Source organism: Mesorhizobium sp. WSM4821 (assembly GCF_055901555.1).
Map to the genome: position 1 here is coordinate 3,654,354 of NZ_CM148371.1, position 20,773 is coordinate 3,675,126.

Sequence of the window (20,773 nt, forward strand, 5' to 3'; positions counted from 1 at the left end):
CTCACTGTTTTTTCCCATCCTTGGCCGGCGTCAGGTCGACGCCGTTGACCTTGCCGATATGGGTCGCCAGCATCGGCACATATTGATCCGGCCCAGCGACGAAGGCGCCGGCGAATGCGTTCTTCGTGGCATTGCCGAGCGGGTTGGCGATGCCGGCGGCGCCCGCCATCGATTCGAGGTAGGTGAGGTCCTTGAAGGCGTTGGCGATGGTGAATTTGTGGGCGTCGCGGTCGCCTTCAAGCGTCCAGCGCATGAAGGTCTGGTAGAAGCCGCAATCCATGCGCCCGTTGCGGATGACGCTGTCGAAGCGCGGCGGCGAGATGCCGACCTTTTCGGCCAGCGCCAGCGCCTCGGAATAGAGCGCCGCGTAGCCCAGAGAAATGAAATTGTTGAGTAGCTTCATGCGGTGGCCGTCGCCGGTGTCGCCGATATGGACGATGCGTCCGGCCCAGGTGTCAAGCACCGGCTTGAGGCGGGCAAAGACCGCGTCGGACGCGCCGACCATGGCGTCGAGCGTGCCTTCCCACGCTTCCTTCGGCGTGCGGCTGAGCGGAGCGTCGACATAGTCGACGCCGAGCGCCTCGAGCTCGGCGGCAAGCGCCACGGTCGAGGTCGGATCCGAGGTCGAGCAGTCGACGACCACCGAGCCCTTCCTGAGGCCCTCCTTGAGGCCGCCGGGGCCGCGGATGATGGCTTCGACCTCGCGCGAGCCGGTGACGCAGAGGAAGACGATATCGGATGCCGCCGCCACATCGCGCGATGTCGCGGCTTCCTTCGCACCCCGGCCGAGCAGGTCTTCCGCCGGCGGGCGGTTCTTGCGGCCGAGAAACGTCAGGGAATAGCCCTTGTCGACGATGTTCTTCGCGATTCCGTGGCCCATCAGGCCAAGGCCGATGAAGCCGATCTTTTCGCTCGCGGCAGTCGTGTTCATGTCGTTTCGTCCTGTTTGCGGGTGGTCGATGGCAGCGCTGCTGTCGGCAGGCGAATTGTTGAAGCGGGTTTTTGCCGCAGGCGGTGGCAGGCGATTGCGGAGTTCGATATTGTCTGACAATACACATGAATCCTAGGGAATGTGGAGAGCAAAATGACGAAGCGGATCATGTTCACCGGCGGCAGCGGCAAGGCTGGGCGTCATGTCGTGCAGTATCTGGTCGAGCAGGGCTGCCAGGTGCTCAACATCGACACCAAGCCGCTTGACAATCCCAAGGTGCGTACGCTGATCACCGACATCACCGACAGCGGGCAGGTGTTCAATGCGCTGTCGAGCTATATGGGCCTGCATGAATTCGACCCGTCGCTGCGTTCGCAACCGGTCGATGCCGTGGTGCATTTCGCCGCCATCCCGCGCATCATGATCACGCCCGACAACGAGGTGTTCCGCATCAACGCGCTCGGCACCTACAATGTCATCGAGGCGGCGGTGAAGCTCGGTATCCGCAAGGTTGTGATCGCCTCCAGCGAGACGACCTATGGGCTGGTCTTCGCCAACGAGCCGCGTGATCCGACGCATTTCCCGCTCGACGAGGAGTATGACGTCGATCCAATGGACAGCTATGCGCTGTCCAAGATCGTCAACGAAAAAACGGCGCGCGCCTTCGCGCTGCGCAGCGGCACCGACATCTATGCCTTGCGCATCGGCAACGTCATCGAGCCGCATGAATATTCGCTGTTCCCAAAATGGTTCGCCGATCCGGGTTTCCGCAAGCGGATCGCCTGGAGCTATATCGACGCGCGCGACCTCGGCCAGATCACGCTGCGCGCCATCGAGAAGGACGGGCTCGGTTATCAGGTGTTCAACGCCGCCAATGACGACACTTCGTCCGACCTGCCGACGGCCGAATTGCTGAAGCGGTTTTATCCCGATGTGCCGGTCAAGGGCGAACTCGGCGAATACGAGACGCTACTGTCGAACCGCAAGGCGCGGGATCTCCTCGGTTTTCGTCCGGAGCATAGCTGGCGCAAATACGTCAAAAGGCCTGACGGGGCGACGAAACCGGGCTGACCTGTGCATAGAAGCGGGCTTGGCGGCGCGAGGCTTTTCCCGTGCTTGACAGCTTCCGCAATCCGGACTTTGTGGACGCATGCGGGACGGGAAGCCGAATAAGGGAGAAACTCCGGCCAAGGCGGCGTCCGCCGAGCGTCCGGCCGCCGCTCGCCGTACCCCGGCCGGCGTTCGCCATGCCGACGCCGCGCGGATGCCTGGCTCGAGCGTGCATGCGTCGCTGGCCAACGAGATCGGCCTGAGAATCGTGCGCGGCGACTATCCGCCGGGAACCATCCTGCCCAACGAAGCCAAATGGTCGGAGACCTTCGACGTCAGCCGCTCGGCGGTGCGCGAGGCGATCAAGATGCTGATGGCCAAGAGCCTGCTCGCCTCGCGTCCGAAGATCGGCAGCTGGGTCGAGCCGAAGGATCGCTGGAATCTGCTCGATCGCGACGTGCTCGCCTGGTACGCGACATCGCCCGACCGCGAGGTGTTCCTGAAAACGGTGCAGGAGTTCCGCCACATAATCGAACCTGAAGCGACAGCTTTCGCCGCCATGCGCCGCACCGGCGAGCAGATGGCCGAGATCAGCCAGGCCTGCCGGGAAATGGGCGAGGCGACGACGTTGCAGGAGCGCACCCGCGCCGACACGCGTTTTCATCTGGCCATCCTGCGCGCCTCGGGCAACGATCTCCTGGTGCCGCTCGGCGTGCTGATCGAATCGGCTTTCGATCATCTGTTCGCCTATACGACGCGGGAGCTGGACGATTTGCAGCATGCGCAGAAGCTGCACGAGGCGATCGAGAAGAGCATCCGCCTGCAGCGGCCGGATGCAGCCCGCAACGCGGTGCGCAAGCTGTTGGCCAACACCGACGCCGTCATCAAGTCGCGGTAAGTCGATGCCTCTAGTCCTCTCTCGGACGCCCAAACGCGGCGCGCAACTCGTCCTTGGCGTCCTCCAGCACTTTCTTCTGCTTGGCCGGCAGGTTCTTGCCGGCGCGGTTGATGTAGAAATTCAGCATCGACATGGCGGACTGGAACGGCTCGGCCTTACGCCGGTCGCTATGTTCGGCCGAGCGTTTGAGCGAGGCCGCGATCTTCTTGGGGTCGTGGGATTCGAAGACGTGCTCCTCGAGATCCATGGCATCGCTGTGCTCGGTCACATCGGCGGACCATTTCCTTTTCGCGGTCATTAAAAACTCCTTCCCTGGTGATCGATGGGGAAACTCCGGATGACGTTGGCGGTTCCCGGAGAACCCCCGAATCCCTGGAGCCACGGATTTGTGCGATGTGGCGCTGCACGGCACCGCGAATGCACCGATACTGGTGTCGAACCGGTCGATTTCACAGAACCGCGACAGGAAACGCCCTTGACCACAACCGTCTCCAGCCAGGCAGGCGCCTCCGGCATCGACAGTGGCTACGCCTGGATGCGGCTCGGCATTTCCGTGCTTTTGGCGACCATCGGCGGCGTCGGCATGTGGGCGGTGGTCGTGGTGCTGCCCGCCGTGCAGGCCGAATTCGGCCTCGATCGGGCAGCCGCGTCGATGCCCTATACCGCGACCATGGTGGGTTTCGCCGCCGGCAACGTTCTGGTCGGCCGCGCCATCGACCGCATGGGCTACTGGATCCCGGCGCTCATTGCCTCGGTGGCGCTCGGCGCCGGTTTCCTGCTGGCGTCGTTGACCACTTCGATCCTGCAATTCACCCTTGCCCAGGGGATTTTGATCGGCGTGGGCACATCGGCGATCTTCGGGCCGCTGATAGCCGACATCTCGCACTGGTTCAACCGCCGGCGCGGCGTCGCGGTGACGGCTGCCGCCGCCGGCAGCTATCTCGCCGGGACAATCTGGCCGATAGCCATGCCCTATGTCATGCGGTCCGAAGGCTGGCGCTTCACCTATGCCGCGATCGGCGTCGTCTGCGTCGCGACCATGGTGCCGCTGATCCTGCTGCTGAGGCGTGGCGCGCCGCGTGCCGCCGCTCCCGGGTCGCCCGGCAGCCGGCAGGTCCAACCGATCTCACTGTCGCCGGCAGCCCTGCAGGTGCTGCTCGTCGTCGCCGGCCTTGGCTGCTGCGTGGCGATGTCGATGCCGCAGGTCCATATAGTCGCCTATTGCATGGACCTCGGCTATGGCGTGGCGCGGGGCGCCGACATGCTGTCGATCATGATGGCGGCGGGCGTCGTCAGCCGGCTGGCGTCCGGCTTTCTCGCCGATCGCATCGGCGGCGTGAAAACCCTGCTGATCGGCTCGATGCTGCAAGCCCTGTCGCTGTTGTTCTACATCCCCTTCGACGGGCTTGTCTCGCTTTACGTGGTCTCGCTGGTCTTCGGCCTGTCGCAAGGCGGCATCGTGCCTTGCTATGCAATCATCGTGCGCGAATACATGCCAGCCAAGCAGGCCGGCCAGCGCGTCGGCATCGTCATAATGGCAACCATCTTCGGCATGGCGATCGGCGGCTGGATGTCGGGCTGGATCTACGATCTGACCGGCTCCTACGCCGCCGCTTTCCTCAACGGCATCGCCTGGAACCTGCTGAATGTAGCGGCCATGGTGCTGGTTTTGTGGAAGGCACGGCGCAGCGCCGCGGCGATGGCCTGAAGCGACGCTGCCCGAGCCGGCACAAAACCCGCCTCGGCAGCGGGTTGTGACGCAAATCAGCACCATGAATAAATTCCTAACATAACTGCCGTCACCTGTCAAGTTGATACTGCCCACAGTTGCAGGGCAATCGCTTCAGGTTGACGCTGCCCCTCATTGCCCTGCCGGGCATTTCTCCCCGTATAGTGACGGGGAGAAAGACAGTCTTCGCAAAGGATTTCGCCAATCTCCAGCGTTGCAGAAAGGCTGCCGACGTTGCGGCCAGCCCCTTCTCCCCGTCACTATACGGGGAGAAGATGCCGGCAGGCAGATGAGGGGCGGCACCGACATCGACAATCAGTAGCCTCCAATACGAGCTGGATGCCATCGTTTGTCTGAAGCGATTGTCCTGGCCGACCCCGCCCGTTCGCTTGACAATGCCGCAAGGCTGCGCGACGCCAGACAGGGTGCGGCAGGTCGGGTTGGCATGGCGACAGTGGCAAAGACGCTGAACATCGTTGCGCGGCCGCGCTTCGGCGCAGGTGCCGCGTTCGGGACAAGGCTGTGATCAAACCGCGCTCACGCCGCGGCGGCGGCCGTCCGACTATCGCCGATGTCGCGCGCAAGGCTGGCGTCGGCGCCATCACCGTCTCCCGCGCCTTACGCAAGCCGGAGCGCGTTTCGGAGGATCTGCGCCGCCAGATCCAGGCGGCCGTCGATGAGCTCGGCTATCTGCCCGATCCGAATGCGCGGGCGCTGGCTTCGGCGCGCGCCGAGGTCTTTGGCGTGCTGGTGCCGTCGCTCACCAACAGCGTCTTCGCCGAAGTGCTGCGCGGCATCTATGACAGCCTGTCCGACAGCTCCTTCCGCATCCAGCTCGGCAATACCCATTATTCCGGCCTCGAGGAGGAACGGCTGCTGCAGGTGTTCGGCCCCCAGCGCCCGGCGGCGCTGATCGTGGCGGGCATCGACCAGACGCCAACATCGCGAAGACTGCTCGAGACAGCCGGCTGCCCTGTGGTCCAGGTCATGGAGACCGGACCCGATCCGGTCGACATGATGGTTGGCTTCTCGCATTTCGACGGGGGCAGGGCGGCGACCGAGCACATGATCGAAATGGGCTATCGCCGCGTCGGCTTCATCGGCGCGCGCATGGACCCGCGCTCGCAGCGGCGCTTGGCCGGCTACCGCGCGGCGATGGAGGCGGCCGGCCTGTTCGACGCGCGGCTGGTCACCACCACGCCGGTGCCGTCCAGCGTGACGCTCGGGCGCGAATTGTTTCGCGATGCGCTGGCCAAGGCGCCGACGCTCGACGGGGTTTTCTGCAACAATGACGATATCGCGCTCGGCGTGTTGTTCGAGTGCCACCGCGCCTCGATCGCCGTGCCGAAGACGATCGGCATCACCGGCTTCAACGATCTCGACATGATGGAAGTGGCCTTTCCGTCGGTCACCAGCGTCAGGACGCCTCGCTACGAGATCGGCCGGCGCTCGGTCGCCATGGCTCTCGCGGCGATTGCTGGCAAGCGGCCGCAGGAGCCGGTCGTCGACCTCGGCTTCGAACTCAAGCGCCGCGAGAGCACGGCCCGCTGAAAGCACTTTGCAGGCATTTGCGAAATGCCGCTTTACACCGCCTCATGGTAGCGCTACCATTCGCCCTGAGCGAAAACTCGCGGCAAAGACCGACGTCTGTTTATTATATATAAGCGACAGCTCACACTTGTTTATTATGTATAATATGATAGTTTTTGCTCCGGTTTACCGAGCGGCAAGGGAGGAGGTCGGGTCGGCATTCGGCCACCTGAAAGGCGCGACGGGCAAGGCGGGAGGTGCCGGGCCAGACGCGCGAGGCGCGTAACAATAATCAGAAACTGCAACTGGGAGGAAATATCGATGATCAAGTCACTCGTTGGCGGCATCGTTGCTGCCACTGCATTCGTTATGCTGAGCTCGTCGGCGCTTGCCGAACCCGAAATCGTCACAGGCCCGTCCGCCGAGCCGGACTGCTTCGCCCCTTGGGCGGCCGACACGCAGTTCTTCAAATTCCCCAAGAAGGAAGGCCCATACCGCATCGCGCTCGCCAATGGCTACATCGCCAACACCTGGCGCATCCAGATGGTGCAGACGGCGAAGGCCTATGCGGCACAGCCGGAGGTCGCGGCGAAGCTGAAGGAGTTCAAGGTCGTCTCGACCGGCGAAGATGTGCCGGCGCAGATTTCGGCGATCAACAACTTCATCGATTCCGGCTATGACGCGATCGTCGTCAATGCGCAGAACCCGACGGCATTCGGGCCGGTCATCAAGCGCGCCAAGGAAGCCGGCGTCGTGCTGGTCGCCTTCGACAACATTCTCGACACCAAGGACGCCATCAACGTCAACGTCGACCAGAAAGGCCTTGGCGCGCTGTGGGGCAACTGGCTGATCAAGCATGTGCCCAATGGCGGCAAGATCCTCGAAGTGCGCGGCGTCGCCGGCACGTCGGTCGACACCGATCGCCACAACGGCATCCACGAGGTTCTCGACGCTTCGGGCAAGAAGTGGGAGGTCACCGAAGTCGTCGGCAAGTGGGACGACGGCGTTGCGCAAAAGGCTTCCGCCGACGCGATCGCCACCAACGGCCCCTTCGACGGCGTCACCGGGCAGGGTGGCGACACCGGTATCGTGCAGGCGATGATCGACGCCAAGCACCCGTTCGTGCCGTTCGGCGGCGAGACCGAAAATGGCTTCCGCAAATACTGCGCCAAGTTTGCCGCGGAGGGGCTGAAATGCTCGTCGGCCGGAACCGGCCCCGCCCAGGTCGCGGTCGCCGTCAAGACGGCGATCGCCGCGCTCGAAGGACAGGTCATCCCGCAAGCGGTGAAGCTGCCGCTGGCGATCGTCGAGGATCCGAACTTCAAGGAAGGCCAGGACTATTTCCCCGACCAGTCCGACAATTTCTTCGTCGGCAACTCCTTCCCGACCTGCGGCATCAACTTCACCGCGCAAGAAATCATGGGTCAGAGCAAGGAAAACCAGTAGGCTGATCGCTCGGCGCCGTGGGACATCCCGCGGCGCCGGTCCCGAAGAACGCGCGCCTTGGGAGGGGCCGATGGACGGTGCGGTTCCGCTCTTCCGCATGGAGGGCATATCCAAGCGCTATGGCGGTGTGCGGGCGCTGGAAAAGGCCGAGCTTTCGGTCACATCAGGCAGCATTCACGCCATTCTCGGTGAAAACGGCGCCGGCAAATCGACGCTGATCAAGGTCATGGCCGGCGTCGTCGCGCCCGACGAAGGCCGCATGATCCTGGACGGAAGCGAGGTGACCTTCGCTTCGCCGGCCGCCGCCAACCAGGCCGGCATCGTTTGCATCTTCCAGGAACTGTCGCTCGTCCCCGAACTCAGCGTCGCCGACAACATCGTCATTTCCGATCCGCCGAAGCGCTTCGGCATGATCGACCGCAAGGCGCAGCGACGGATCGCCGAGGAGGCGCTGGCGCGCGCGGGCGCCGCCGACATCCACCCGCTGGCTCTGGTCAAGGATCTTCCTCTTTCAAGAAGGCAGATGGTCGAGATCGCAAAGGCGCTTGCCAGGAAGCCGCGCATCCTGATCCTCGACGAGGCGACCTCCGCGCTGACCGCGGCCGACGTCGCCAAGATCTTCGGCGTCTTGAAGCGGCTGCGCTCGGAAGGGCTGGCGCTGCTCTACATCTCGCACCGGATGAACGAGATCGCCGAGCTTGCCGACCAGTGCACGGTGTTCCGCAATGGCCGCAATGTCGCCAGCTACGTGGCCGGCACGAAGAGCGACAATGAAGTGGTCGAGCTGATGATCGGCCGCGAATACAGCCACATCTTTCCGCCAAAGCCGGTGCGCGCGACGGCCACCGCCGCGCCCGTTCTGGAGGCGCGCAAGCTTTCCTGGACCGACCGGCTGGACAACATCTCGCTCACAGTCGGGGCAGGCGAGGTCGTCGGCCTCGGCGGCCTCGACGGCCAGGGCCAGCGCGAATTGCTGCTCGCCTTCTTCGGCGTGTTGCGCGGCCTCAGCGGCCAAATATTGATCGATGGCAAACCGGTCACGATCGCCAGTCCGGCCGCCGCGCGCGACGATCGGATCGGCATGGCGCTGATCCCGGAGGACCGCAAGACGGAAGGCTTGATGCTGCCGATGACGGTGCGCGAAAACCTCTCCTTCGCGGCACTCGATCGCTTGTCCAGAACCGGCATCATCGATCGTGCCGCCGAGCAGCGGCTGATCGACGACATGGTCGGCCTGCTGGCGATCAAGACGGCCGGCCTCGACATTCCGGTCGGCGCGCTGTCCGGCGGCAACCAGCAGAAGGTCGTCATCGCTAAATGGCTTATGCGGCAGCCACGCATCATCCTGCTCAACGATCCGACGCGGGGCATCGATGTCGGCACCAAGCAGGAATTGTATCAGCTGATGCGCAAGCTCGCCGACCAGGGTGCGGCGATCCTCTTCTACTCGACCGACTATGACGAGCTGATCGGCTGCTGCGACCGGGTGCTGGTTCTCTATGACGGAGCGATCAAGCGCGAGCTGGTCGGCGCCGAAATCACCGAGCGGGCGCTGATCGCCAGCGCGCTCAACATCCATGGCGAAGAGATGCCCGTTGGAGGCATGGCGAAGACGCCAGCCCGAGGAGCGGACGCGTGAAAGATTGGCGCTACTGGCTTGCCGAACAACGCGGAACGCTGCTGGCGTTCGGCATCTTCATCGTGATGTTCATCATCTACACGTCGAACCACCCGGCGGGCTTTACCGCCAATGTCGTGCAGACAGCTTCGAACAAGGGCGTGCTGCTTGCCTTCGTCGCCATGGCGCAGACGCTGGTGGTGATCACCGCCGGCATCGACCTTTCCGTCGGCATGATCTTTCTGCTGACCAACTGCCTGGCCTCATGGCTGGTCATCGGCACCGGCATCGAAACTGCCTTCGGCGTCGTCGCGGTGCTCGGCACCGGGCTGCTGTGCGGGGCGATCAACGGCGCCATCGTCATTTACGGACGGCTGCAGCCGATCGTCGCCACCATCGCTACGGGCGCGGTGTATTTCGGCATCGCGCTGCTTTTGCGACCCTTCCCGGGCGGTTCGGTCAACGAGGATCTCGCCGACGCACTGACCGGGCGGCTGTTCGGCGTGGTGCCGGCGAGCCTGGTCGTGCTTTTGGCCGTCGTGCTCGTGGTCTGGGTGCCTTTCAGCCGGTCGGTGCTCGGCCGCGCCGCCTACGCGGCCGGATCGTCGGAGATGGCGGCCTATATGTCCGGCGTGCCGATCCGCCGCGGCAAGTTCGCCGCCTATGCGCTGGCCGGCCTGCTGGCGGCGATCGGCGGGCTTTTCCTGACCTTCTTCACCTATACGGGCGAGGCGGCCTATGCCAGCGGCAATGCCTATACGCTGTTCTCCATTGCCGCCGTGGTGCTTGGCGGCGTCTCGCTGTTCGGCGGCAAGGGCAGCGCCATCGGCGCGATCTTCGGCGCGCTTGCCTTCCGTACCATCGGCGACCTGCTCTTCGTCTTCGATTTCGACCCCCTCTGGCAGCCGCTGTTTCAGGGGGTCATCCTGCTGATCGCGGTCAGCCTCGGCGCCTTCGCCCTGTTCAGGGTCCGCAACCGGCTGGAGTGGTTCCTGTGAGCGAAACGACACTCGGCGGCATTGCCGGCCGCATGCCGAAATTCATCCGCCGCGCCGACCCGGCGGTGCTGACCGCCTTTGCCTGCATCGTGTTGCTGCTGTTTGTAGGCAGCCTCTACTCACGCAGCTTCCTGTCGCCAGAATATCTGCTGCAGCAGCTCAAGGTGGCCTCGTTTCTCGGCGTCATCGCCACCGGCATGATGCTGGTCATCCTGCTCGGCCAGATCGACCTGTCGGTGCCGTGGTCGGTGGCGGCGGGCGCGATGATGGCCTGTGCGGCGGCCGCCTACGGCCCGGTCGGCGTGGCGCTGGCGATCCCGTTCGGCATTTTCTGCGGTGTCGCGATCGGCACCGTCAACGGCATCGGTGTCGCTTATCTGCGCATTCCCTCGATGATCATCACGCTCGCCACCAATGCCGTCGCGCAAGGGCTGATGGTGGTCTATACGGGCGGCTTCTCGCCGCAGGATTCGGCGACCCGGGCGATGCGCTATCTGGCCACCGGTTTTGCCATTCCGGGCGTGCCCAACGCCGTTGTCATCTGGGCGCTGATCGGCGCCGCGACGATTTTCGTGCTGACCCGCACCGGCTTCGGCCGCACCGTCTACGGCATCGGCAACCGCGAGCGCGCCGCCTACCTCTCCGGCATCGACACGCGGCGTGTGGTAATGATCGCCTTTGCCGTCTCCGGCGGTCTTTCCGCCTTCGGCGGCGTGCTTCTGGCCGGCTATGCCTCCAAGGCCGCGCAGTCGATGGGCGACGCCTATCTCTTGCCGTCGATCGCCGCGGTGGTGCTTGGCGGCACCTCGATCCTCGGCGGACGCGGTTCCTATCTCGGCACGGTCGCGGGCGTCATCCTGATCACGCTTTTGCAATCCATTCTTTCGGTCATGCAGATGCCGGAGGCGGGGCGGCAGATCATCTACGGCGTCGTCATCGTCGCCATGCTGTTGCTTTACGGCCGCGCGCCGGCCAGCCGCTGACCCGCGTCGTGGACGAAAAAGCAGCACAAGTGCAGAGGTTTCCCGTTCGGTCCGCACCGGCCATCGTGGTGATGGGCGTCGCCGGTTGCGGCAAGTCGGCTGTCGGCGAAGCGCTGGCCGCGGCGTTGGACGCTGTCTTTGTCGAGGGCGACAGGCTGCATCCGCCGGAAAACGTCGCGCGCATGGCAAGCGGTGAGCCGCTGACCGACGCCTTGCGCGAAGGCTGGCTCGACGCGATCGGCCGGCGCATTGCCGGATCGGTCGATAGCGGGCAAGGCGTCGTCGCCGCCTGCTCGGCGCTGAAGCGCAGCTACCGAGAGCGTCTGCGCGGCTTTTGCCACGACATCGTTTTCCTCTATCTGGAAATCGATCCCGCGACCGCGAAGCGGCGTGTCGGCGCCCGCCAGGGCCATTTCATGCCGGCAAGCCTGGTTGACAGCCAGTTCGCCACGCTTGAAGCGCCGGCAGCGGATGAGAACGCATCGACGCTCGATGCGACGCGCCCGATCGCCGACATTGTCGCCGATGTCATGAGCCTGTTCGAGGCGAATTCATGAGCCGCCGGCGCTGAACTCGCGATGGGCCTGATCAGATCTGCGACGTCAGCTCGACCGGAAAATCGTCATTGTCGGCGTCGCGCATGGCGGCGAGGCTGCGATTGTCCAGCACCTCGGCGACCGCCTGGCGCACCTCCAGCATCATGTGCCGGACCTGACATGTCGCCTCGTCGCAATCGTCGCAGCGCTGATATCGGGTGCGGCTGGCGCAAGGAATGGGCGCCAGCGGCCCGTCGAGGACACGCACGACATGGCCGATCTTGATCTCGGAAGCCGGCCGGGCGAGGCGATAGCCGCCTTCCTTGCCCTTGCGGCTCTGGACGAAGCCGGCATTGCGCAATTCGCCCAGGATGGCATCGAGGAATTTCTTCGGGATGTTGTTGGCGACCGCGATGTCGTTGACGAATGCGAGCTGGCCGACCGGCAGGCCGGACAGGTGCACGAGGGCCTTGAGGCCGTATTTGCCTTTTTTGGTCAGCATGCCCGAGTCAACCCATGAAGCCCCAACCACCCGCGTCTGGCGGCTGTTTGTGTGCAAATCATGACGGTCAGCCGTGCGATGCCGTTCCGCGCAGACAATCCGCCTGATGACACATTGCCCGCAAACGCGTTGATTCTTCGTAACGTTTTGCAGGGCAGGCGCCTGGAAGCGGGAAATCACCTTTCCCGAGCGGAAAACGAAGAAAGCCAGCAAAAGCCGGCTTCCCATCGTGTCCGAAGATCGCTTGCTTCAACGGCTGCCATAGCTCTGGTCGAGCAGTCCGCCCGCGGCGAAATGCTCGGCCTGGATCTTGGCCCAGCCGCCGAAGACATCTTCCACCGTCAGCAGGCGGACATCGGGGAACTCTGCCTTGTATTTGGCGGCGACGGTCTGGTCGCGAACCCGGTTGCCGTTCTCGGCAAGGATGTCCTGGCCCTGCGGCGTGTAGAGGAAGTCGAGATAGGTCTTGGCGAGGTCACGCGTGCCATGCTCGTCGGCGACCGTGTCGACGATCGCCACTGGAAACTCCGCCAGCAGGCTGACCGAGGGCGTCACCTGCTCGAACTTGTCCTCGCCATACTCCCTGCGGATGCCGCGCGTTTCCGACTCGAAGGTGATCAGCACGTCGCCGATCTCGCGCTGCACGAAGGTGGTGGTCGCGGCGCGTCCGCCGGTATCGAAGATCGGCACGTTGTTGAACAGCTTGGTGACGAATTCCTTCACCTTGGCGTCGTCGCCCTTGAAGGCTTCCTTGGCATAGGCGGTGGCCGCCAGATAGGTGTAGCGCGCGTTGCCCGATGTCTTCGGATTGGGGAAGATCACCTGGACGTCGGCGCGCACGAGGTCGTTCCAATCCTTGATGTTCTTCGGATTGCCGGCGCGCACCAGGAAGGACGGCAGCGAATAGAAAGGCGAGGCGTTGTCGGGGAAATCCTTCTGCCAATCGGCGGAGACGAGGCCATTCTTGACCAGGAATTCGATATCAGGGACCTGGTTGAAGGTGACAACGTCGGCGCCGAGGCCTTCGACGATGGCACGCGCCTGCGCCGAGGTTCCGGCATGCGACTGATCAATGGTCACGCCGGGGTGCTCAGCGATGAAGGCCTTGTTGACCTGCGCAAACAATTCGCGGCCGACATCGAAGGAAGCGTTCAGCAATTTGTCGGCCGACCAGGCTTGGGAGGATGCGAGGAACAGGCCGGCCAATGTGGCAACGCCAAGCAAAAATCGCTTCATGAAAACAGGGCTCCAATACAATGCGTTTGTTGCCGGACCATAGCGTTTGCGCATCGTTCGCGGCGAGGCATACACTGCGGCTCCGGGGCCTTGCTGCGAGAAAAGACATCGCCGAAACAGCCGGTTGTTAGGATTTCCTTCCAGCTGGAATTTTCCTGGCGCCTGAATTTTTCTGAAACACAGTTTTTCTTAAACCTGTTTTCCTTAAACCTTGCATCGCTGTGCTGTATGGCATATACAAAAGGCATATACAAAAAGCCGCGATCATGCCCCAGAACCGTCATTCAACAACGCCACCGAAGGAGGCGAAGCTGTTCCGCAACAACCGCAGCCAGGCGGTGCGCATTCCTGTTGAGTTCGAGCTTCCCGGCGAAAAGGTCTTGATCAGCCGTGAAGGCGACCGCCTGGTCATCGAGCCGGTCCGCAAAGCTGGCCTTACGGCACTGCTCACCCAATGGGCGAAAGAGCCGCCGCTCGGTCCCGAGGACGACGTCCCCGAAATCAACGATACGCCGGTCCAATCCGAGGAAATTTTTTAGTGCGGTTCATGTTGGATACGGACATTATCAGCGACATGATCCGAAACCCGGCCGGCAAAGCCGCCAGTGCCGTGCTGCGCGAGGGAGACGCCGCCGTGTGCACCAGCATCGTGGTCGCCTCGGAACTGCGATATGGCAGCGCCAGGAAGAGATCGGCCAAGCTGCTCAAGAAGGTCGAGGAGCTGCTGGCTGAGATTCCGATCTTGCCGCTCGATGTGCCAGTGGATGCCGAATACGGCGCACTTCGCGCCGAGCTGGAAAGCATGGGTCAGACCATCGGCCATAACGACCTTTTTATTGCTGCCCACGCCTGTGCGCTGGGCACTACGCTGGTGACGGCCAACACCGGAGAGTTCACCCGGATCAAGGGTCTGAAGGTCGAGAACTGGCTGGTGTAGGGCCGGATAGAGGATCAAGCGGCCGGAAAAAGCTTCCAGCGCCGCGGCCTGAACGCCACCCGGCTTTTCTGCGCCGCCGGATGGTCGACGGGCAGCTCGATCTCGACCCGCCGGCGCTCGCCGCCGATTTCGAGTTCCACGCGCCTCGTGCCGGCGACGCGGCGGCTGGCGGCGACCGTGCCGGCGATGCAGCCATTGCATTCGTCCACCAGTTCGACATCGTGCGGGCGGAAGAACAGCGTCGCTTCGCCCTGCGGCGCCTGCGGCGCGGAGAGCCCGATCGGGCGGTCGGCGATCCAGACCTGACCGTCCTCGACCTTGACCGGAAGCGAGCTCGATTCACCGATGAAGCCGTAGACGAAGGGCGAGTTCGGCGTGTCGTAGATCTCGTCGGCGGTGCCGACCTGCTCGATGCTGCCCTGGCTCATCACCACTACGCGGTCGGCAAGCTCAAGCGCCTCTTCCTGGTCATGGGTGACGAAGACCGTGGTGTGGCCGGTGGCGTCATGGATGTCGCGCAGCCAGCGGCGCAGTTCGCGGCGGACCTGGGCATCGAGCGCGCCGAACGGCTCGTCGAGCAAAAGCACGGCCGGCTCGATCGCCATGGCGCGAGCAAGCGCCACGCGCTGGCGCTGGCCGCCCGAAAGCTGTGCGGGATAGCGCTTTTCCAAGCCGGAAAGCTGGACGAGGTCGAGAAGCTCGGAGGCCCGGCGGCGAATTTCCTGCGTCGACGGGCGCGTCGGCCCATGCCGGACCTTGAGGCCGAAGCCGATATTGTCGGCGACCGTCATATGGCGAAACAGCGCATAATGCTGGAAGACGAAGCCGACATTGCGCTCCTGGATCGACTTTTGCGACGCATCCTCCTCGCCGAAAAAGATCTTTCCTTTCGTCGGCCGCTCCAGCCCGGCGATCAGCCTGAGAAGCGTCGTCTTGCCGGAGCCGGAAGGCCCGAGCAGCGCGATCAACTCGCCGGACTTGATGTCTAGCGAAACGTCGTGGAGGGCCGGAAACCGCTCAAACTCCTTGCGCACGTTGGCAACGCGAACTTCCATCAACTGTCCCTTTTCAGTTTTCAGTGTCCGCGCGTCGCGGCGATCTCGGCGCCGTAGCGCATCTCGAGAAGTGTTTTCAAGACCAGCGTGACGAGCGCCAGGCCGGCAAGCAGCGAAGCGACGGCGAAGGCGGCGGCGGCATTGTACTCGTTGTAGAGGATTTCGACATGCAGCGGCATGGTGTTTGTCAGCCCGCGTATGTGGCCGGACACCACCGACACTGCGCCGAACTCGCCCATGGCGCGGGCATTGCACAGCAGCACGCCGTAGAGCAGCCCCCATTTGACGTTGGGCAGCGTCACGTACCAGAACGCCTGCCAGCCATTGGCGCCGAGCGACAGCGCTGCCTCCTCGTCGCCATTGCCCTGTTCCTGCATCAGGGGGATCAGTTCACGGGCGACGAAGGGGAAAGTGACGAAGATGGTGGCGAGTACGATACCCGGCACGGCAAAGAGGATGACGATGCCATGCGCCTTCAGCCAGGCGCCGAGCAGGCCCTGTGCGCCGAACAAAAGCACATACACCAGGCCGGAAATGACCGGCGAGACCGAAAACGGCAGGTCGATGAGCGTGGTCAGGAAAGCCTTGCCCTTGAACTCGAACTTGGCGATCGCCCAGGCGGCGGAAATGCCGAAGACGACGTTGAGCGGCACCGAGATCGCCGCCACCAGCAGCGTCAGGAAGATCGCCGAGCGCGTGTCCGGGCTGGTCAGCGCCTCAGTATAAGCACTGAGACCCTTTGCGAAGGCTTCGTTGAAGACGACGATCAGCGGCAAGAGCAGGAAAATGCCGAGGAAGGCAAAGGTCACGATCATCAGCACGGCTTTCGCCGGGCGGCTTTCGGTCACTGCCGCCGACTGGCTTTCGTGGTGCGGTGCGTAGGATTTGATCTCCGGATCAGCCATAGCGCTTGCGGCTCCATGTCTGCACCAGATTGATGACCAGCAGCATCACGAACGACAAAGCGAGCATGATTGCCGCGGTCGCGGTCGCCGCCGCGTAATTGTACTCCTCCAGCCGGATGACGATCAGCAGTGGCGCGATCTCGGATTTGTAGGGCAGGTTGCCGGCGATGAAGATGACGGAGCCGTATTCGCCGACGCCGCGCGCGAAAGCCAGCGCGAAGCCGGTGACGATGGCCGGCGCGAGGCCCGGAAGCAGGACCCGGGCGATGGTCTGGAAGCGATTGGCGCCGAGTGTGGCGGCCACTTCCTCGACCTCCTTGTCGATCTCTTCCATGATCGGCTGGACGGTGCGCACGACAAATGGCAGGCCGATGAAGATCAGCGCGATGACGATGCCGAGCGGCGTGTAGGCGACCTTGATGCCGAGCGGCGCCAGCAAACTGCCGAGCCAGCCATTCGGCGCGTAAAGCGTGGTCAGCGCGATGCCGGCGACCGCCGTCGGCAGCGCGAAGGGCAGGTCGACCATGGCATCGACGATGCGGCGGCCGGGAAAGTTGTAGCGCACCAGCACCCAGGCGACGATCGTGCCGAAGACGACATTGACGGCGGCCGCGATAAAGGCCGTGCCGAAGCTGATTTCAAGCGCATTGATGGTGCGGCGATCGGTGGCGATCGCCCAGAAATCGGCCCAGCCGAGCGCGGCCGATCGCCAGATCAGCCCCGACAGGGGAATGAGGATGATGAGGGTGAGGTAGGCAAGTGAGAAGCCGAGCGTCAATCCGAAACCCGGAATGACGCTCGGCTGTCTGAACCGCCACCCCGCCTTGGCGGGTGCTGTGGTCATGTCGTCCCGATCTAGAGTCTGGCTTGCTGGTCTTACTGGGCTGGCTTGTAGATCTGGTCGAATATACCGCCATCACCGAAATGGTAAGGCTGCGCCTTCTTCCAACCGCCAAAAAGTGGATCGTCGATGGTGATCAGCTTGATGTCAGGGAGTTTGGCAAGGTCCTCCGTCGGCACCAGCTCGGGCTTCGACGGACGATAGTGGTTCTTGGCGATCAGCGTCTGGCCTTCCGTGGAATAGAGGAAGCTCAGATAGGCTTCGGCGACTTTTCGCGTGCCCTTGGCATCGACATTGGCGTCGACCACGGCGACCGGCGGCTCGGCCAGGATCGAGGTCGGCGGGTAGACGATGTCGAAATTGTCGGCGCCGAATTCGTCAAGCGCCAGATAGGCCTCGTTTTCCCAGGCCAACAGCACGTCGCCCAGGCCCTTTTGCGCGAAGGTCACGGTCGCGCCGCGCGCACCGGTGTCGAGCACCGGAACATGGGCGTAGAGGTTGCCGACGAATTCCTTCGTCTTGGCCTCGTCGCCGCCATCCTTGGCGTTGGCATAGGCCCAGGCGGCGAGATAGTTCCAGCGCGCGCCGCCCGAGGTCTTGGGATTCGGCGTGATCACCTGGACGTCGTCCTTGACCAGGTCGCCCCAGTCCTGGATGCCCTTCGGATTACCCTTGCGCACAAGAAAGATGATGGTCGACGTGTAAGGCGCCGAATTGTTCTCGAACTTGGTCCGCCAGTCCGGATCGATCTTCTTCGATTTCGAGACGATGGCGTTGATGTCACCTTCGAGCGCCAGCGTCACCACGTCGGCGTCGAGGCCGTCGATCACGGCGCGGGCCTGGGCGCCCGATCCGCCATGCGACTGCTGGATGCTCACCGTCTCGCCGGTCTCGGCCTTCCAGTGGGCGGCAAAGGCCTCGTCGAATTGCTTGTACAACTCACGCGTCGGATCATAGGACACATTGAGGATGGTGGTATCGGCAAATGCGAAACTGAGCGTTCCGAACTGGACCGATGCAGCGACCAGGGCGCCGAGCAGTTTCCTGAAACGAGGATTGGTCATTAACGCCTCCGTTGAACCCCCTCAACTCTACTGAATTAGTAGAGATTAGATGCATCCAATGTTGCTTTCTTCGTCGTGCTGAAGCAATTTTTCGCGGATGTTGGGCCTCATGAGGAAATTCTTTCCTAGTCACGCCGCCGTGCGGAATCCGGGCTCAAGAAGCAATCCAGCCAGGGACAGGTCGCGCCTCGGCAATGGCAGGATGTGATCGGGGTGCGATTTGCGCTCGCCGTGGCCGGTGGTTTATTCGGCGGTGACGGTAAAATCGAAGCGCCGCTTTCGAAACGGCTCGTTCGTTCCGGCGCAACACCCGCTGCCCGGCAGGTGCCTCGGAACAGGCATTGGTGAGTATCCCGCTCTCCGCGGGCCTTCCGGAAAGTCAATGCCGTGAATCGCTTGGCGCCGTCTATTCAACAAAGACTTTCACGCTCGCGGCACGCCCGGCCGCGTCGATCACCGTCAGGGTCGAATAGCCGACGCCGTCCGGCTGCCAGGTTGCGGTGCGCCGCCGGTCGATGCCGGCCAGCGGCTTGCCGTTGGCCAGCCAGCGGAACGGCGCGCGGCCGCCTTGCAGCTTCAGCACCAGCGGCGAGGCGTCGGCGGCCGCGGTGCCGAGATCGACGCGGGCGCCATCGGGCGGAAAGACGATCGTCGGCGCGGGCTCGGTCACTGTGGCCTGGACCAGCCCGTCGGCGCCAGAACCGAAGCGCGCCAATGTCACCGGCAGATCGTCCCGCCTGGTTCTGATCACGCCCGCCGGCTGGCTTGGCAGCGGCACGGCAGCCAGGCCGGAGCGGACAAAGCCCTCGAACAGGATCGGGGCGGCCGAGACATATCCGGACAGGCCGGGCACCGCGCCGGCATCGGGACGGCCGACCCAGACGCCCAGCACGTAGCGCCCGTCGAAGCCGACCGACCAGGCATCGCGGTAGCCGTAGGACGTGCCGGTCTTGTAGGCGATGCCGCGCTGGGCAGCCCCCTCGGGCGGGTTGACGCCCGCCAATATGTCCGTGATCTGCCAGTTCGCCTGATCGTCCAGGATGGTCACGGTGGAGCGTTCGGCATCCGCCGGCTCGGTGCCGTCATGCAGCGTGTGCGCCTTGCCGCCATTGGCAAGCCCGGCATAGAGCTGGACGAGGTCGCGCAGCGTCACGCCGACGCCGCCAAGGCCGATGGCGAGACCCGGCGCCTTGTTGACGGGCAGGACCGGCGTGACGCCGGCCTGCCGGAAGCGCGCCAGCAGCCGCGCCGGCCCGACCGCGTCGAGCACGCTGATCGCCGGTACGTTGAGCGACAGTTGCAGCGCCTGCCGGATGCTGACGTCGCCCTGGTAGCCCATATCGAAATTCTTCGGCCGGTAGCCCCCGAAATCCGTCGGACTATCGTCGATCAGCGTCTCCTGAGCGACCAGTCCCTGTTCGAAAGCGAGCCCATAGATGAACGGTTTCAGCGTCGAGCCGGGCGAGCGGACGATCCTGGTCATGTCGATCCAGCCGGAACGGCTGGCGTCAAAAAAATTGGCCGAGCCGACTTCGCCGAGGATGTCGCCGGTGCGGGCATCGGCCAGCACCATGGCGACGGACAGGCGGGGGCCGAGCCTGGCGGCGGCGTCCCTGGCCACCTGTTCCAGCCCTTCCTGGACGCTTTTGCGGATGGTCAGTCGCAGCGGCTGGCCGGGAACGGCCCTGGGCAGCATCGCATAGGCTGCATGGGCGGCGAGCGCCGGCAGCGTGCGGCGGATGCCGGAAACGTCGTCGAGCGCGGCGCGCGCGGCCTCGCGCTCGCCGAGCAGGCCTGATGAAACCATGCGCGTCAGCACCCGGTCGCGGGCGGCGTGGGCGATCGTGAGGTTGCGGTCGGGACGGCGCCTTTCCGGCAGTTGCGGCAGGGCAACGAGCAGGGCCGCCTCCGAAACCGTCAGCCGCTTCGGCTCCTTGCCGAAATAGGCCAGCGAGGCGGCGCGCACGCCTTCGAGATTGCCGCCGTAGGGGGCCAGCGTCAAATAGCGTTCGAGGATCTCGCGCTTGGTTAGCCGCCGCTCGATCTGAATGGCGCGCAGCATCTGCGTGACCTTCGAGCCGAGGCTGCGGCTGTCGCGCGGTTCGGCCAGCCGGGCGAGCTGCATCGACAGCGTCGAGCCGCCGGAGACGATCCGGGCATTGGTCGCGAGCTGGCCGGCGGCGCGGGCCAGCGCCAGCAGGTCGACGCCCTGATGGCCCCAGAAGCGCTTGTCCTCGTAGCTAACCAGCATGTCGACGAACTGCTTGTCGACCTGGTCGAGGCGGGTGGCGAACCGCCAGTAGCCGTCGGGCGTGGCGAAGGCCCGCAGGAGCTGGCCGTCGCGGTCCTGCACCTCGGTCGATACGGTAAGCTCGGCCGGCAGCGGCGGCGGAAAGGCGCGGTCGAGCTGCCAGAGGGAGGCAGCAGCGATCGCCGCAAGGCCGGTGAAGGAGGCAGCGGCGATGGCCGACCGGCGCAGGAATTTGCGGGAGAGCATGGCGCCGCCCCTCATCC

Annotated in this window: 21 protein-coding genes; 12 read left to right on the top strand and 9 right to left on the bottom strand. The window is 64.1% G+C overall.

All coding sequences use genetic code 11. The annotated features are described in order from the left end of the window. Nucleotide 1: 1 nt before the first annotated feature. Nucleotides 2–931, bottom strand: coding sequence for an NAD(P)-dependent oxidoreductase (locus tag AC0NID_RS17755; RefSeq protein WP_473455217.1), 930 nt, complete (start codon nt 929–931; stop codon nt 2–4). Between the two features lie 153 nt (nt 932–1,084). Between AC0NID_RS17755 and AC0NID_RS17760 the strand changes: the two genes are divergently transcribed. Then, the gene (locus tag AC0NID_RS17760; RefSeq protein ID WP_473455216.1) at nt 1,085–2,002 is read left to right on the top strand and encodes an NAD-dependent epimerase/dehydratase family protein; all 918 of its coding nucleotides are present in this window, start codon (nt 1,085–1,087) and stop codon (nt 2,000–2,002) included. 79 nt (nt 2,003–2,081) lie between these two features. Then, nucleotides 2,082–2,879 carry a FadR/GntR family transcriptional regulator gene (locus tag AC0NID_RS17765; protein WP_473455215.1) on the top strand — a complete coding sequence of 266 codons (798 nt, stop codon included), beginning with the start codon at nt 2,082–2,084 and terminating at the stop codon, nt 2,877–2,879. 10 nt (nt 2,880–2,889) lie between these two features. Here the strand turns inward: AC0NID_RS17765 and AC0NID_RS17770 are convergent, their stop codons facing one another. Continuing rightward, a complete protein-coding gene (locus tag AC0NID_RS17770; protein WP_473455214.1) occupies nt 2,890–3,177 on the bottom strand; it encodes a DUF3175 domain-containing protein in 288 nt (95 codons plus the stop codon). A gap of 177 nt (nt 3,178–3,354) precedes the next feature. Between AC0NID_RS17770 and AC0NID_RS17775 the strand changes: the two genes are divergently transcribed. The 8 genes from AC0NID_RS17775 to AC0NID_RS17810 all read left to right on the top strand — a co-directional run bounded on the left by AC0NID_RS17775 (nt 3,355) and on the right by AC0NID_RS17810 (nt 11,740). After that, on the top strand, nt 3,355–4,587 hold the full coding sequence (locus AC0NID_RS17775; protein WP_473455213.1) for an MFS transporter: 1,233 nt from the start codon (nt 3,355–3,357) through the stop codon (nt 4,585–4,587). Nucleotides 4,588–4,957: 370 nt separating this feature from the next. Next, a complete protein-coding gene (locus AC0NID_RS17780; RefSeq protein WP_473455212.1) occupies nt 4,958–5,134 on the top strand; it encodes a hypothetical protein in 177 nt (58 codons plus the stop codon). Further along, a complete protein-coding gene (gene gntR / locus AC0NID_RS17785; RefSeq protein WP_473455211.1) occupies nt 5,131–6,159 on the top strand; it encodes an HTH-type transcriptional regulator GntR in 1,029 nt (342 codons plus the stop codon). Before AC0NID_RS17780 ends, gntR begins: the two co-directional genes overlap by 4 nt. Nucleotides 6,160–6,459: 300 nt before the next feature. Next, nucleotides 6,460–7,584: a sugar ABC transporter substrate-binding protein gene (locus AC0NID_RS17790; RefSeq protein ID WP_473455210.1), complete on the top strand. Its 1,125-nt coding sequence runs from the start codon at nt 6,460–6,462 to the stop codon at nt 7,582–7,584. Nucleotides 7,585–7,654: 70 nt separating this feature from the next. Beyond that, entirely contained in the window at nt 7,655–9,223 is a 1,569-nt protein-coding gene (locus AC0NID_RS17795) for a sugar ABC transporter ATP-binding protein (RefSeq protein ID WP_473455208.1), read from the top strand. Then, nucleotides 9,220–10,200, top strand: a complete 981-nt coding sequence (locus AC0NID_RS17800; protein ID WP_292160587.1) for an ABC transporter permease — start codon at nt 9,220–9,222, stop codon at nt 10,198–10,200. Before AC0NID_RS17795 ends, AC0NID_RS17800 begins: the two co-directional genes overlap by 4 nt. Beyond that, a complete protein-coding gene (locus tag AC0NID_RS17805) occupies nt 10,197–11,183 on the top strand; it encodes an ABC transporter permease (RefSeq protein ID WP_473455206.1) in 987 nt (328 codons plus the stop codon). Before AC0NID_RS17800 ends, AC0NID_RS17805 begins: the two co-directional genes overlap by 4 nt. Before the next feature lie 8 nt (nt 11,184–11,191). Continuing rightward, nucleotides 11,192–11,740 carry a gluconokinase gene (locus AC0NID_RS17810; protein WP_473455205.1) on the top strand — a complete coding sequence of 183 codons (549 nt, stop codon included), beginning with the start codon at nt 11,192–11,194 and terminating at the stop codon, nt 11,738–11,740. A gap of 31 nt (nt 11,741–11,771) precedes the next feature. Here the strand turns inward: AC0NID_RS17810 and AC0NID_RS17815 are convergent, their stop codons facing one another. Together AC0NID_RS17815 and AC0NID_RS17820 are read right to left on the bottom strand one after the other, a co-directional pair. Then, a complete protein-coding gene (locus AC0NID_RS17815) occupies nt 11,772–12,221 on the bottom strand; it encodes an RrF2 family transcriptional regulator (protein ID WP_473455204.1) in 450 nt (149 codons plus the stop codon). 249 nt (nt 12,222–12,470) lie between these two features. Beyond that, nucleotides 12,471–13,457 carry a sulfate ABC transporter substrate-binding protein gene (locus AC0NID_RS17820; protein WP_473455203.1) on the bottom strand — a complete coding sequence of 329 codons (987 nt, stop codon included), beginning with the start codon at nt 13,455–13,457 and terminating at the stop codon, nt 12,471–12,473. 266 nt (nt 13,458–13,723) lie between these two features. On the opposite strand from AC0NID_RS17820, the gene AC0NID_RS17825 reads away from it, so the two are divergent. Both AC0NID_RS17825 and AC0NID_RS17830 read left to right on the top strand, forming a co-directional pair. Further along, nucleotides 13,724–13,996: an antitoxin gene (locus AC0NID_RS17825; protein WP_473455309.1), complete on the top strand. Its 273-nt coding sequence runs from the start codon at nt 13,724–13,726 to the stop codon at nt 13,994–13,996. Between the two features lie 8 nt (nt 13,997–14,004). Continuing rightward, a complete protein-coding gene (locus AC0NID_RS17830) occupies nt 14,005–14,394 on the top strand; it encodes a PIN domain-containing protein (RefSeq protein ID WP_473455308.1) in 390 nt (129 codons plus the stop codon). A gap of 14 nt (nt 14,395–14,408) precedes the next feature. Here AC0NID_RS17830 and AC0NID_RS17835 read toward each other — a convergent pair whose 3' ends face one another. The 5 genes from AC0NID_RS17835 to pbpC all read right to left on the bottom strand — a co-directional run bounded on the left by AC0NID_RS17835 (nt 14,409) and on the right by pbpC (nt 20,756). Further along, nucleotides 14,409–15,449, bottom strand: coding sequence for a sulfate/molybdate ABC transporter ATP-binding protein (locus AC0NID_RS17835; RefSeq protein ID WP_473455202.1), 1,041 nt, complete (start codon nt 15,447–15,449; stop codon nt 14,409–14,411). A 20-nt stretch (nt 15,450–15,469) separates the two neighbouring features. Then, complete coding sequence (gene cysW / locus AC0NID_RS17840; RefSeq protein ID WP_473455201.1) at nt 15,470–16,354, bottom strand: sulfate ABC transporter permease subunit CysW; 885 nt, start codon at nt 16,352–16,354, stop codon at nt 15,470–15,472. Next, nucleotides 16,347–17,198: a sulfate ABC transporter permease subunit CysT gene (cysT, locus tag AC0NID_RS17845; RefSeq protein ID WP_473455200.1), complete on the bottom strand. Its 852-nt coding sequence runs from the start codon at nt 17,196–17,198 to the stop codon at nt 16,347–16,349. The genes cysW and cysT overlap by 8 nt, the downstream gene beginning before the upstream one ends. A 32-nt stretch (nt 17,199–17,230) precedes the next feature. Then, nucleotides 17,231–18,259: a sulfate ABC transporter substrate-binding protein gene (locus AC0NID_RS17850; RefSeq protein WP_473455199.1), complete on the bottom strand. Its 1,029-nt coding sequence runs from the start codon at nt 18,257–18,259 to the stop codon at nt 17,231–17,233. Between the two features lie 406 nt (nt 18,260–18,665). Continuing rightward, nucleotides 18,666–20,756: a penicillin-binding protein 1C gene (gene pbpC, locus AC0NID_RS17855; protein ID WP_473455197.1), complete on the bottom strand. Its 2,091-nt coding sequence runs from the start codon at nt 20,754–20,756 to the stop codon at nt 18,666–18,668. Nucleotides 20,757–20,773: the final 17 nt, after the last annotated feature.